This is a genomic window from Asticcacaulis sp. MM231 (assembly GCF_964186625.1).
In the GTDB taxonomy this organism is placed as follows: Bacteria; Pseudomonadota; Alphaproteobacteria; order Caulobacterales; family Caulobacteraceae; genus Asticcacaulis.
In genome coordinates, this window is record NZ_OZ075109.1 from 416,684 (window position 1) to 429,938 (window position 13,255).

9 protein-coding genes and 1 pseudogene are annotated in these 13,255 nt (G+C 59.3%); 2 read left to right on the forward strand and 8 right to left on the reverse strand.

The window, feature by feature from the left end; genetic code table 11:
* Positions 1 to 65 precede the first annotated feature (65 nt).
* Positions 66 to 1,481, forward strand: coding sequence for a metallophosphoesterase family protein (locus tag ABQ278_RS18645; protein ID WP_349322524.1), 1,416 nt, complete (start codon positions 66 to 68; stop codon positions 1,479 to 1,481).
* 149 nt (positions 1,482 to 1,630) lie between these two features.
* On the opposite strand, the gene kduD is transcribed toward ABQ278_RS18645, so the two are convergent.
* The 3 genes from kduD to ABQ278_RS18660 all read right to left on the reverse strand — a co-directional run bounded on the left by kduD (position 1,631) and on the right by ABQ278_RS18660 (position 4,470).
* Complete coding sequence (gene kduD, locus ABQ278_RS18650; RefSeq protein ID WP_349322525.1) at positions 1,631 to 2,389, reverse strand: 2-dehydro-3-deoxy-D-gluconate 5-dehydrogenase KduD; 759 nt, start codon at positions 2,387 to 2,389, stop codon at positions 1,631 to 1,633.
* Between the two features lie 32 nt (positions 2,390 to 2,421).
* Entirely contained in the window at positions 2,422 to 3,282 is an 861-nt protein-coding gene (gene kduI / locus ABQ278_RS18655) for a 5-dehydro-4-deoxy-D-glucuronate isomerase (RefSeq protein ID WP_349322526.1), read from the reverse strand.
* Positions 3,283 to 3,402: 120 nt separating this feature from the next.
* A complete protein-coding gene (locus ABQ278_RS18660; protein WP_349322527.1) occupies positions 3,403 to 4,470 on the reverse strand; it encodes a LacI family DNA-binding transcriptional regulator in 1,068 nt (355 codons plus the stop codon).
* 164 nt (positions 4,471 to 4,634) lie between these two features.
* Between ABQ278_RS18660 and ABQ278_RS18665 the strand changes: the two genes are divergently transcribed.
* Complete coding sequence (locus tag ABQ278_RS18665; protein ID WP_349322528.1) at positions 4,635 to 6,008, forward strand: pectate lyase; 1,374 nt, start codon at positions 4,635 to 4,637, stop codon at positions 6,006 to 6,008.
* Between the two features lie 7 nt (positions 6,009 to 6,015).
* Here ABQ278_RS18665 and ABQ278_RS18670 read toward each other — a convergent pair whose 3' ends face one another.
* The 5 genes and pseudogenes from ABQ278_RS18670 to ABQ278_RS18690 form a co-directional block, all read right to left on the reverse strand.
* Positions 6,016 to 7,623, reverse strand: a complete 1,608-nt coding sequence (locus ABQ278_RS18670; RefSeq protein WP_349322529.1) for a carboxylesterase/lipase family protein — start codon at positions 7,621 to 7,623, stop codon at positions 6,016 to 6,018.
* The gene (gene pelA, locus ABQ278_RS18675) at positions 7,620 to 8,930 is read right to left on the reverse strand and encodes a pectate lyase (RefSeq protein WP_349322530.1); all 1,311 of its coding nucleotides are present in this window, start codon (positions 8,928 to 8,930) and stop codon (positions 7,620 to 7,622) included. Before pelA ends, ABQ278_RS18670 begins: the two co-directional genes overlap by 4 nt.
* A gap of 18 nt (positions 8,931 to 8,948) precedes the next feature.
* Positions 8,949 to 9,834 (reverse strand): annotated as a pseudogene (locus ABQ278_RS18680) (rhamnogalacturonan acetylesterase).
* A 90-nt stretch (positions 9,835 to 9,924) separates the two neighbouring features.
* Entirely contained in the window at positions 9,925 to 10,803 is an 879-nt protein-coding gene (locus ABQ278_RS18685) for a TonB-dependent receptor domain-containing protein (RefSeq protein ID WP_349322531.1), read from the reverse strand.
* A complete protein-coding gene (locus ABQ278_RS18690; RefSeq protein WP_349322532.1) occupies positions 10,778 to 12,907 on the reverse strand; it encodes a TonB-dependent receptor in 2,130 nt (709 codons plus the stop codon). Before ABQ278_RS18690 ends, ABQ278_RS18685 begins: the two co-directional genes overlap by 26 nt.
* Positions 12,908 to 13,255: the final 348 nt, after the last annotated feature.

Sequence of the window (13,255 nt, forward strand, 5' to 3'; positions counted from 1 at the left end):
CTCCCCTGTGCGTAACTGGCGGAGCCTCCTTGCGGGGGCTCCGCCGTCTTTTTTTGGAGTATTTCATGTCTAAATTTTTTGTTGCGTCGGGTCTCAGTCTCGCTGTCCTCATGCTGGCAAGCAACGCTCAGGCTGAGCCGCGCGTCTCCGCGGCAACGCCTGCGCCGGTTCAAGCGGTCGCAACACCACCACAAGGCCCTTTGACGCCTGCCACAGCCGCGCCCGAACGCATCATCCTCAACCTGACGAACGACACCCAGCACGAAATGGCGGTGACCTGGCGGACCAGCGCCGACCGTCCGGGGGGCAGGGTGCAGTACGCCGTCTCCGAACCCGGCCCGAACTTCGTCAAAAACATCCGCGAGGTTATGGCGAAATCCGATGTCCTTACGCTGGATGTTGAGGAACAAGCCGGCTTCAAGGCACGCTATAATTCGCTCGTCCTGACCGGACTTGAGCCGTCGACGCGCTATGTCTACCGTGTTGGTGATGGCACAAATTGGTCGGAATGGTTCCAGTTCTCGACGGCCGGCAAGCCGGGCGAGCGCTTCAGCTTCATATACCTGGGCGACGCGCAGAACGATATCCTGTCGCACTGGTCACGGGTCTTGCGCGAATCCCAACGCGAGGACGGCAAGGCCGCCTTCATGCTGCACGCCGGTGACCTGATCAACCGTCACAATGCCGATCTGGAATGGGGCGAATGGTTCGCCGCCGGCGGTTTCATCCACGCCCAGACACCGTCACTGATGACGCCGGGTAACCATGAATATGGCCGCCCTATAGATGCGACGGGCGCGCGCTTGTCGCCGCAATGGCGGGCGCAATATACCTTGCCGGAAAACGGCCCCGAAGGCCGCGTAAAACTGAAGGAAACCGCATTCTATGTCGATTATCAGGGTGTGCGCGTTATTTCGGTGGATGCGCCGCTTCTGCATGGCGATCCGGCCGAGCGCGCCGCGCAGGTAAAATGGCTGGACGGTCTTCTGGCCAATAACCCGAACCGCTGGACGATTATCACCCTGCATTTCCCGCTCTATTCTTCCGAACCGGAACGTGACAATCCCGATGTGCGGGAAGCCCTGAAACCCTTAATCGACAAGTATAAGGTCGATCTTTTGCTGCAGGGGCATGACCACGGCTATGCCCGTGGCGCTGCCCCAACCCCTACAGGTGAGGCACGCTCCGACGACAACGCCACGGTCTATGTCGTGTCTGTCGCCGGTCCAAAAATGTACGCGGTTTCCGATCTTGCCTGGGCTGACCGCAAGGCCTCACAGACCCAGCTTTTTCAGGTGATCGGCGTCGAAGGTGACGACCTGACCTACAAGGCCTATACGGCCAATGGTGTGCTGTACGACGCCTTCAGCCTGCACAAGAATGCGCAGGGCCTGAAGACCCGTACGGACATGAAACCAGGAACACCGGAACTCTGGTTACCCGGCAAGAAGGTGTCAAAGACCGGCGATCTGGTGCAATAGGACGAAGCCTCTGCCTAAAAATTATGGTCGCGCCCGGCAATGGCGGGGCATGTCTTCGACATGCTTTCTATGGCCGGGCACGACCGGTTTAAAAAAGTGACTTCATTTTGAAACGCTTGACCTGGAAGTTCAGCATAGAGTTCGAGCTGTCAGCGCGCCAGCCAGCCGCCATCGACCGGGATGATCGCGCCATTGACATAGTCTGACGCTGAGGATGCGAGGAAGATGACCGCGCCACCGAGATCGGAGGGCAGCCCCCAGCGGTTAGCGGGGATGCGGTCAAGGATCGCCTGTTCCCGCGCGGGGTCAGCGCGAATCTGAGCGGTATTGTCCGTGGCCATGTAACCGGGGGCAATAGCGTTGATATTGAGCCCCTTCGACGCCCATTCATTGGCGAGGAGGCGCGTAATCCCGGCGATTCCGGACTTGGAGGCCGTGTAGGACGGCACCCGGATACCGCCCTGGAAGGACAGCATGGAGGCGATGTTGATAATCTTGCCCGAGCCTTGTGCGATCATGTGGCGGCCGGCGGCCTGCGCCATGAAGAAAGCCCCCTTGATATTGACGTTCATGACGTCGTCCCAGTCTTTTTCCGAAAAATCGACGGCGTCCTGACGGCGGATCAGGCCGGCATTGTTGACCAGAATGTCGAGACCGCCAAGATTGGACAGGGTTTCGGCCACGATGCGTTCGACAGGCTCAATCGACATCAGATTGGCTTCGATATTGAAAAAGCGGCGGCCGAGCGCCTCGACTTTTTCGCCCGTTTCGGTGGCAGGCACGATGCCGGCGGCGGCAATATCGGCGCCCGCTTCGGCAAGCGCCAGGGCGACGCCTTGCCCCAATCCGGTATTGGCGCCGGTGACAAGCGCTACCTTGCCGGTCAGGTCAAACAGTGCTGTTGACATGTTTCTGGTTTCCCGTTGAATTTTTTATGATTTTAAGCAAGTTGACAAATATCGAGCACTTTCATGTCGGTATAGTCGAGGTTCTCCCCGCCCATGGCCCAGATGAAGCTGTAGTTGGACGTGCCGGCGCCCATATGGATGGACCAGGGCGGCGACACGACCGCCTCGTTATTGGCCATGACGATATGGCGGGCATTATCCGGCTCTCCCATGAAGTGGAAGACACGATCATTGTCACCCAGGCCGAAATAGAAATAGACCTCGGAACGACGATCATGAAGGTGCGGCGGCATGGTGTTCCAGACCGATCCGGGCGCCAGAATGGTCAGGCCAAGCAGGAGCTGGCAGGACCTGGCCGTCGTCGGCACGATGTACTGGTAGATCACGCGTTGGTTGGATTGCTCAAGCGACCCACGTTCCAGCGGCACGGCCTTGTCGATCGAAATCTTGACGGTTTCATAGCGCGCATGGGCCGGGGTGGATGTCAGATAAAAGAGGGCGGGATTGGCCGCGTCATTTGATGAGAACAGCACTTCGGCCGTGCCCATGGGAATGTAGAGGCCATCCTTGGGGCTTAAGTCAAAATCGACACCATCCACCTTGACCTTACCGGAGCCGCCGCCGACGTTGATAACGCCCAGTTCGCGACGCTCCAGGAAGGGATGGCCGGCGGCCGAAGCGGGCTCGGTCTGGTCCGGCAGCTTAACGATGCTGTTAACGGGGGCGGCCCCGCCGATAACGAAGCGCTCGAAGTGGGTGTAGTGCAGCGAGACCGCTTCGGGTGCGAACAGGCCTGTCATCAGGTATTTGTCACGCAGATCAGCGTTATCAGCGCCCTTCATCATGTCCGGATGCGTGGCGTAAAGTGTCTTGGTGAAGTGCTTGGTGCACATAGGCCTGTCCCTGTCTAAAAAAGCGTCTTGGGGCCGGTTCTTACCCCCGATGCGGTGTGTTTATCAGTTTTGGTAACCGGTGTCATTTCTTTTGACAACAAGATTTGCGCAAAAGGCGCTCTAAGCGTTGGGCACTTTGGCGGACGAGCCACGCACCACGAGTTTGGAATCGACCTGCAGGTGAGAAATGGCGGCTTGTTCCGGTGAAATCAGGAGATCGGCGGCCATGCGGGCCATATCTCGCGTCGGCAGGCGCACCGTCGTCAGGGGAGGGGACAGGCGATCGGCTATCGGCGCATCGTCGAACCCGACCACGGTCAGATCCTGGGGTATACGCAAGCCGCTTTCATAGGCCGCCTTGTAGGCGCCGGCCGCCATTTCATCGTTGGCGCAAATGATGGCGGTCGGCCGATCGGATTGCTTCAGCAGGCGCTGCGCCGCTTCATAACCTGAAGCGAAGCCGTAATTGCCGCCTTCGTCCAGATCAGGCGCGATAGCGCAACCGTGAAGGGCCAGACCGGCGTCAAAGCCGCGGCGACGTTCGTGTGCCGAAGGGTAGTCGAGATTGCCACCAATATAGCCGATGCGGCGATGACCGAGAAGCGCGATATGGGCGCCAGCTTCGGCGCAACCGATATGGTCATGCGAAACGATTTCCCTGCCTGAAATGGTGGGCTGGTTACTGGCCCCGGCGCGCGCCGTGACGCGGACGCGCGGCACCTCCATCTCGTCGAGCAGATCGAGCAGGCGGCGGTCTTCGGCGATCGGCGGCAGAACGATGACGCCCGCCAGGCGCTGGTGTTCAAGAAACTGACGCAGTTCAGGTATGAAGTCCGCGCTGCGCCAATCGCAGGGGTGAACCACCAGTTCGTTGCCCGTGCCGCGCAGGCGATCCAGAGCGCCCATCTGCATATTGACGATATATTGCGCATTCGGATTGTCGTAGATCAGGCCGATCAGAAACGACCGGCGAAACGCCAGGCCGCGCGCCTGCGGATCGGGTTGGAAGCTGATGCGGGCGATTACCTCGGCGATCGTATCGCGTGTACGGGCGTGTACGCTCGGTGAATTGTTGATGACGCGCGAAACCGTTTTTTTCGACACCCCCGCCAGTCGTGCCACATCGTTGATGGTGGCTTTCCTGCGCAAGCTTAAGAAGGTTTCAATTGTCTCTGTCATCTCGTCCATTGGGCTCGTTTTAAAGAGCGCTCCCGAATTCTGCTTCTTGCAAAAGCCTTGTTTTGCGCTTATGACACCGGTTACCATAATAATCTACGGACGTCACGCCTCGATTGCAACGGCGCTCCGAATAAGACGATAAAGTCATTACAGGGTCAATGAAAGGGAAGCGCATGTCGTTCCGAAAAATGCTTTTGCTGTGCAGTTTTGTAGCTCTGGCCATACCGGCCATACCTATGGCCGCAACCCCATCCAAGACCCGAGCCTCAGCCAAGGCCCCAGAGGTACATCTCAACCGTGCCACCTATGACGTTCTGGGGTGGGCAAAGGCAACCAAAGGCGGCAAGGGCGGCAGGATTCTTCGCGTCACCACACTAAACGCCGAAGGACCAGGGTCTTTCCGCGCGGCGGTCGAAGCTGAGGGACCACGCATTATCGTTTTTGAAGTCGGAGGGGTCATAGATCTCGACAGCGCTTCGATCCGCGTCAAAAATCCCTACCTCACCATTGCCGGCCAAACCGCGCCGTCGCCCGGCATCACCTTTATACGCGGCGAGTTCAATATCGCTACCCATGACGTCATCATGCAGCACGTCATGATACGCACCGGCGAGGCCGGCCATGCCAAGAAAGGCGGCTGGAACGCCGATGGTTTATCGACCAACGGCGCCTATAATGTCATCGTCGATCACTGCAGCTTTTCCTGGGCTACCGACGAGAACCTGTCGGCTTCCGGCCCGCGATTCAAAGGTGCCAACATCACCGAGTGGCGGCAAAACACCTCGCACGACATCACCTATAGCAACAATCTGGTCTATGAAGGCCTGGCGAAATCCACGCATAACAAGGGCGAACACTCCAAGGGCGGTTTGATTCACGACAATGCTACCGGCATCTTGCTGTACGCCAATCTTTACGCCTCCAACGAGGAACGCAACGCCTTGTTCAAAGGTGGCGTCCATGCTGCCGAGGTCAATTCGATGATCTATAATCCCAAGCGCAAGGCCATCCATTACAACCTCATCGGCCATGAATGGGAAACCTATCCGTTCGAAACCGGGGTCATCACCCTGATCGGCAACGTTTATCGCCAGGGACCGGATACCGTGGCGGGAACGCCGCTGTTTTCGCTGGGGGGAGAGGGTGACGTTTCGCTGTACATGCGCGACAATATCGCCGTCGATCCCAACGGCCAGGCGGTGCCTCAGACGGGGCGCTACACGACCGGCTCGGCGAAAATGATTAAGGCACAGAAGCCTTATCTGCCAGGCGATATCCGCATCATGCCCGCGGCGCGCCTGGAAGACGAAATCTATGGAGCGGCGGGCGCCCGGCCGTGGGATCGCGACGATGTCGATTTCAAGCTGTTGTCGGATGTGGCCGAAGGACGCGGCGAGATCATCGATTCCGAAACGCAGAACTATTATGGTTATCCCCAATACAAACCGACGCAACAAGTCTTCGTTCAAGCCGACTGGAATCTCGACGATATGAGCCCGAAAGCCGGCTGGGCTTCCCTGTTCGCGCACTCCGCCCCCAAGCACTGAAGCCGGTTCAGGTGCCCTGCTGTACAAAGGGCACCTTGCCGAACAGCCTGCGTTCGTCACCGCGCGGATCGTAGGCCTGTTGCGGCGACAGATCCATCAGCATGGTTTCGCGTTGTTCCAGCGTGTAAGGCGCCCATGCCGGCAGGGAGGAGCTCTGCGGCGCACCTGTGCGGGCGAAAGCGATGAAGGCGTCTGACATGAGATCGGCCATGCGACGCGCCTCCGGGCTATCCGTGCTGAGGCTATCGGGCACGGCGGTGTTGTGGAAGACCAGCGGAATGTCGAGCGTATGTGGTGCACCGTATTTGCCGCCGTCTTTGGGGGTTTTCCAGTCGAGCTGATAAGCATAGGTCACCGCGCCAGCCCTTGCGCGCGCCTCGACCTCCTCGATGGCGCCGCGCCATGACCGGCCGGCGGTTGTGGCGGCGAAGAAGACGTCCGACGCCGACATGGCGGGATAGAGTTTGCGGTAGGTGTCGACCACCAGATACGGATCGATATCGACACGCAGTTGCGGCGCAAGTCTTGCCGGCAGGTCTTCCCAGGACAGCTCGAAATTGCGCGGATCTCCGGCCAGAAAGGCGCGGGTCTCATCGTGGGTATTGCCGATGATCATGGGAATGGCATGCGATTGCGCCGGTGCATCCGGCCAGAACGGGTGACGAAAAAGGGTCGTCTCATCGAGCACCGGACCAAAATAAAGGCCACCCTTTCCTATAACCGGATCGGTGGCTTTGAGAGCGTTCACCAGTTCTGCCACCGGCAGAACCTGCACCTGCGCCAGGCCGGTCGCATCCGGCTGTAAGCCGAGCGCCGTCAAAAAGGCGTTGGCGCGCAGGGTAGCATTACCTGGCCCTGACGCCGTGACCTGCTGACCGCTCATGGTGGCGGCGCGATGAAACAGGCCCTTTGCGGCCGGCGTCGCCATCATGGTGGCGATCTTGGCGCCACCGCCGGACTGACCAAATACCGTAATCATAGCCGGGTCACCGCCGAAGGCAGCGATATTGTCACGCACCCATTCCAGCGCCAGATGAATATCGAGCTGGCCACAATTGCCGGAATAGGCGAGGGGGCCGGACACACCGGTCACGTCGCGCTCAAGCCGCGCCAGATAGAGGTAACCAAAGGCATTGAGACGGTGATTGAGGGTCACCACCACCACATCACCGCGCAGGGCGAGATGGGTGCCATCATAGAGCGGGCTTCCACCCGAGCCGGTGGTGTACGCGCCGCCGTGGATATAGACCATGACCGGGCGCAGTTGGGTGGCGGCCTTCGCCGGCTTCCAGACGTTGAGAAACAGGCAGTCCTCGCTCTGGCCCCAGTCGTCTGGTGTGCCCGCTTGCGGCGCCGCCGCCGCATAGCGCGTGGCGGCTTGAGGGCTGGTCCAAGGGGCAGGTTTGAGGGGCGGACGAAAGCGCGTTCTGGCCGTATCCAGTCCGTATCGCAATCCAAGGAACACGTGCACGCCGGCCTTGTTCTGGCCGGTGACAGGGCCAGCCTGCGTCATGAGGGTGGGATTCTGATCAGATCGTGCTATCGCCGGTGCGGCCATCGCGCTGGCGAGAGCGCCCGCAGTCAGTTTCAGGCATGCGCGGCGGCTGGGCGTCATGGTCTGGTATCCGGATGGGTAAGACGCCATGTTTCGTAAGCTTTGAAGACCTTCATGGGCGCGGTGTTGAACCAGCTATACCCGTTGCGGCGTTCCAGACTGATCTCGTTGACATCATCATGCAGGCTTTTGTCACGGTCGCCGAACACTGGCTTGCCGGACGCTGCCACATAATAGCGCGCCCACAGATCCGGCGCGCCGGGGCTGGCAATCAGCCGCCGGCCCGCCGTCTTGTCGCCGCCATCGGTCCACGCCACGTCATGAAGGGCGGCTTCGTGCAGCCATGCCACACCCTCATGCACCGCCGCCGTCACCGCGGGCGAGGGTTCGGGCAAGGTCATCAGATAGAGGAGCAGACCGGCGCTTTCGGAACTGGAGAGCGCATCGGGCTCGAAATTGCGCGCGGCTACCGGCCGTTCGGTCAGGGCGTCGTGTTGCTGGCCCCACACCGTGCGACGGCCCGCCACGCTCACCTGGGTGGCCAGGATGCAGGCAATGGCCTGATCGCGGGCATCTGCTGCCTTTCGCCGCATGGCTTCGGGGACAAAGGCGTAATCACCAGTGCCGCTGGCGATCGCCGACATCAGTTCGGTGGCATGGACCATGGCGTCATCATTATAGGTGATGGCGTCATGGTAGCCGCCTTCGAGCGGCCAGATCTGCGGCCATCCACCATTGGGGAACTGGGCGTTGAACAGATAGCTCACGCCTTTTTCAAAGGCCACGCGGTAAGATGAGCCGTCACCGGCGGGGAGGGCAGTTATGACGCGGGCGAGAAACCGAAGTTCGGTGATGGTGGCGTCATTATCAAGCGTGCCGACATAATGCCAGCTTGTGTCCTGCGCCGTATCCCCCCGTTCCGATGGCTCGTTGCGTATGCCTTCAGCGCCGGCATAGGGCTGGCCGGGCACGCGCAGGTCGCCATCACGCGGCTGGTTCTTGCTCCAGCCGCCGGCAGGTGTCTGGAAACTGACGATGACATCGGCGATATGGCGGGCTTGGGCCGTGACGTACCAGGCGGACTCCTGATCAAGTGGCATGGTCTTTTCGCTGTCACCCCGCAACGTGATGGACGGGATGTGCGAAGGCGGTCCCTCGGCGGCGAGTGCGGAACGATCCGCTTTCATCTGCGCTATTGAGCGAGCGAGATAGGCACGCCAGGCCGGTTGCGCTTCAGGCGCAAGGCCGGCGATGCGCTCAAGCGTAATGGCCTGAGGAGGACTATTGACGCCCACCACAGTGGCAAAGGCGTGTGCTGTCACGAAGGCTGCCGTGAGGCTGCAAAGCGCGAAGGCTCGCAAGGTCATGATCCAGGCTCCGGACATTCAGGGGATGATAAAGGCACGCAATTCGGGCACGGCTTTCGATAGCTCTTCGCTGACAAGACCGGAAATAGCCGCAGCGCCGGTCCTGCCGAGATGGGTGTCATCAAAAGAGGGTTTGGCGAAGGCCATTTGGTCGAACGGCGTGGGTGCCTTCGGTGGCGCCGAAACCGGCGCCGATATCGTGGTGCCCGTCTCAGCGGCAGCCACCCGTTCGGGCGGTGGCGAGGCCTGAGCCAGCGTCATGGCCTGCACTGGACCAAGCGCCTGCACCACCTGCCGGCTGCGGGCGTAGAGATCAACCAGAGGCACCTGCATGTCGGCGGCGATCTGGCGCGTGACGGCGGCCCAGGGGGCAAGGTCGTCCTGAAGCTGACCATCCTTAAAACCACGGCGGGTCAGGGGGGTGATGAGAACCGGTATGGCACCGGCAGAGCGCACATCATTGACATATTGTCGGATAAACACAGGAAATTCTGTTTGCAGGTCGGTCGAGCGTCCTGGTTTGCCCGGCTGGTCATTGTGGCCGAACTGGATCAGAACCCAGGTTTTTGCGTAACCGCCGGAACGCATTTCGGCCAGCGCGATGTCCCAAGACCCTTCGGCGCGGTAGCTATAGCTGGAGCGTCCGCCGCGCGCCAGATTGAGGCAGGCGGTGAAGGACGTCACGTGGTCGGCACAAAAGGCGCCCCCCCATCCACTTTGCACCGCGGTGGTCGAATTCGCCTACCAGAATGACCCGCACCGCCGAGATCTTCCTGGTCTGAGCGCGGGCTTCAGCATCGGTCAGGGGCGTTGTCTGGGCATAGGCCCCCGTCGCCAGGAGGGCAAAAGCTATAGTCGCGAGCCAGGATTTCATATCAGAGCGGCAACGACAGTTATAGGTCATATGCAGTCCTCTTCTCATGGCAGAACGTCCTGCTCATAAAAAGAGGCGCCGGACAGATCCGGCGCCCCAGTTCAATGGGAGTTCAGGCGTTTAGTACTTGTAGCGCAGGCCGAAATAATACTGGCGGCCCGAGGTTCCGTAGTCATACAGCAGATCCTGTGCCGTATTGCCCTGAGCTGTGTTGTAAGCGATGTAGCGATCGTCGGGCTCATTGGTCAGGTTGATACCTTCGAGCACAGCTGTCAGATGGCTGTTGATCTTCCAGGTGAGCTGAGCGTCGATATTGAGTGTCTCGTGCTTGCCCCAGAAATCAGCCGACGAGCCGGGGGCGAGCTGAGACAGGTAACCATCACGGTAGGAAGCCGCGACCCGACCGGAGAACGCCTCACCCTCATAGTACAGTGTCGCGTTCCACGCATTGGGTGAGAGCCCAAGAAGATCCGCTTCGGTCGTCGTCGTGGCGGTCGGCGAGGTATAGTACTGGATCCTGGATTCGACGTGGGTGTAGTTTAGGATGCCGCCGGTGCGACCGAGGAAGCCCGGCAGGAAGGTAAAGGGCTTCTGCAGGTTCAGTTCATAACCTTTCAGATCGCCACCCGGTGTGTTGACCGGTGTGGTCACGAGATAGGCCACGTCACTGGTTTCACCCAGTTCGGCGTAGTTGTAGCCCAGGTCGCTCAGCTTAAAATATTGAGCGCGCGACTGAATATAGCTCTTCAGTTCCTTCTGGAAGATGCCCAGCGTCACAAGTGTATCACGGTCAGGATACCATTCGATCGAGACGTCCATTGTGTTGGCGCGCGTCGGTTCGAGGTAAGGGTTGCCTGTGGTGATGGTCTTGTTGGTGGTGCTGATCGAGCCCCCGCCGGGCGTCATGGACAAGAGGGTCGGGCGCGCCATCGTCTTGGCGGCAGCAAAGCGCAAGTAAAGGTTTTCGATCGGCTCAATCATCACGTTGAATGAAGGCAAGGAGTTCGCTGTAGCTGCGTTCGATGGTGGTCAGGACCGAGGACGAGGCGGTGCCGACATAGCCGCTCACCGAGAGCTGCGTGCGCACCTCACGCGTACCGATATTGCCGCGGAAAGGCATGGAACCCAGTTGCCCGCTGAAGTCGGCCTGAAGGTAATAACCGGTGTCGATTTCCTGAGCGTTACGATTACCAGCACGCGAAGAAGAGTTGGTGTTGTTCACCTTAAACGTGCCGTAGCTGTTGGTGCAGTTACAGTTGTAATCGAACGTGTCGCGGATCTTATCGAGATTCGGGATCAGGTAAGTGTTGCCATTGACAGTGACGGTCTCGGAATAGCCGGCAATATCGCTATTGATGGCCGCGACAATAGCGCCGGAGGCGTTTTCGTTGCGCGTCAGGGCGCTGGTCGTGTACCGACCGTATTCGGTCGAGGTGAACTCGTACTTCTTGCTGGAGACGCCGCCTTTGAGGTCGAAGTGGTCGTTGAGTTCGTACTTGAGGTCAAGCTTGGCGGTGGCAAAACCGTTTTCAACGCTTTGCGGGCGCAGGCGGATGAGCGAAGCATCGCCACTGGTTGTGCTGCTGGAATAGGTCCAGTAGCATGCCTGATCGGGGTTGCAGCCGGTCGATGACGCGCCATAATTGAAGGTCGGGCTGGTCATGTTGGTATAGTCATAACTATAGCCATCGACATCATAGGATTCGAACGTGAAGGTGGTCTGTTCCGGATTGTCCTGAAGCGAATTGGAGGCGCCCAACAACAGTTTGGAGGTAAGACGGTCACCCCAGTTCTGATCCCAGGTCAGGTTAAGCTGCTGAAAGGTGGTCTTCAGTTCGTCGTAACGGTGCTCTGAGCGGATATCGACATCGTTGAAGGAGCCTTTTACCAGCGTGCCCTGATCGTCGATGGTGTAATCATACACGTCCGTCTTCGGCAGGCCCTGTCCGGAGCGGCTGAACGAAATAGCCTCGATCTCCCATTCGTCGCGGTTCGAGCCAAACGTGGCGTACATGCCCTCCAGGGTGACCAAGGTGGCGGGGTTCGGCCGCATTTGGAAGGCGGCGGTGACGCCCAGGCGCTTCTGCTCGGTTTCGAAGTGATTGTAGCGCGGGATACGCGGATGCTCAGCCCGGCTGATCTTTTGCGCTTCGCCGGTCAGTGCCGGATTAAGTGGCGCCGTGCCGCTGACGTGGGTTTCATCAACGTTACAAACGGCCGCCGCAGCGGGCGTGCAGGGCGCAATAGGGATGAAAGTCGTGCCCCCATTCGTGCTGTAGCTCTGGAAACGTCCCACATTAGACGCTGCATAGGCGTTCTCCCAACGTGTTGTGTTGGTTGAATCTTCGATGACGGTGCGTGTGCCGTAAGCAACAGAGAGCAGGGCGCCCAGCCGGCCGTCGGCCCAGCGATTGGATACCATAAAGGTACCGCGTGGCTCTGTTTTTTCAGACGCGTCATTATAGCCCGCCTGAAGGGAGCCGGCCATGGTGAAGCCCTTGTAATCAAAGGGACGGGCGGTCTGCAGATCGACAGTCGCACCCAGCGAACCTTCTTCGATTTCAGCCGACAGCGACTTGCGCACGGTCAGGGAGTTGAAGAGGTCTGCCGCGAAAACGTTGAAGTCGAAACCACGCCCGCGGTTGGTGCCGCCGGACGAATCCTTTGACCCTGTCGTGGCGAGCGCCTCGAGACCGTTCAGGCGTGTGCGGGAAAACTCTGAATTGAGGCCGCGCACGGTGATCTGCTTGCCTTCACCGCCATCGCGGTCGATCGAGACGCCTGGAACGCGTTGCAGGCTTTCCGCCAGGTTGAGGTCAGGAAACTGGCCGATATCTTCCGACTTGATCACATCGACCATGTCATTGGAACGTTTTTTCTCACTGATGGCGGTTTGCAGTGATCCGCGGAAACCGGTGACGATAACGAGTGTCGACTCGTCTTCCGGTGCAGTTGCCGGTGCGGCGTCTTGCGCTGTCTCCTGAGCAAATGCGGGGGCTACATATAATCCACCTATGGCGAGCGCGATGGCTGCCACAGAACCGCTCAAAGCGAGAGCGTGGTTAAATTTGGACGCGACTCGGGCGCCGGTCTTTTTCAGCATAGGTTTCTACTCCCCGTTTTGGCCGGCGGTCCGGTCGTGCATACGTCCGGCCGCTTATATGAATGGAGCAAGCTCCGGTTCGGCTTGTGTTGTGACACCGGTGTCATGATGGTGTACAAAACACAACAGACCTCGATACAATACAGCTAGACATAGAAATTTTAGACTGGCAAGGGTGCCGCTGCACGAAAATGACACCGGTGGCATTAAAAATCGCTGTTCCGTCAAAACTGCGGTAATTATGCCATAGTCTTACAGCTGATTTAATTCTTGAGCTGGCGCCCTTGCGACAACTGAGCCGCTGGACATGCAGGGGGTTAGCTCGACATGATAAAAATCAATCGCGCG

What these genes read in the sequence shown, in the direction of transcription:
- ABQ278_RS18660 (WP_349322527.1), bottom strand. Translation starts at nt 4,470, where the DNA reads ATGGACGAGATGACAGAGACAATTGAAACCTTCTTAAGCTTGCGCAGG.
- kduI (WP_349322526.1), bottom strand. Translation starts at nt 3,282, where the DNA reads ATGTGCACCAAGCACTTCACCAAGACACTTTACGCCACGCATCCGGAC.
- ABQ278_RS18670 (WP_349322529.1), bottom strand. Translation starts at nt 7,623, where the DNA reads ATGACGCCCAGCCGCCGCGCATGCCTGAAACTGACTGCGGGCGCTCTC.
- pelA (WP_349322530.1), bottom strand. Translation starts at nt 8,930, where the DNA reads ATGACCTTGCGAGCCTTCGCGCTTTGCAGCCTCACGGCAGCCTTCGTG.
- kduD (WP_349322525.1), bottom strand. Translation starts at nt 2,389, where the DNA reads ATGTCAACAGCACTGTTTGACCTGACCGGCAAGGTAGCGCTTGTCACC.
- ABQ278_RS18690 (WP_349322532.1), bottom strand. Translation starts at nt 12,907, where the DNA reads ATGCTGAAAAAGACCGGCGCCCGAGTCGCGTCCAAATTTAACCACGCT.
- ABQ278_RS18645 (WP_349322524.1), top strand. Translation starts at nt 66, where the DNA reads ATGTCTAAATTTTTTGTTGCGTCGGGTCTCAGTCTCGCTGTCCTCATG.
- ABQ278_RS18665 (WP_349322528.1), top strand. Translation starts at nt 4,635, where the DNA reads ATGTCGTTCCGAAAAATGCTTTTGCTGTGCAGTTTTGTAGCTCTGGCC.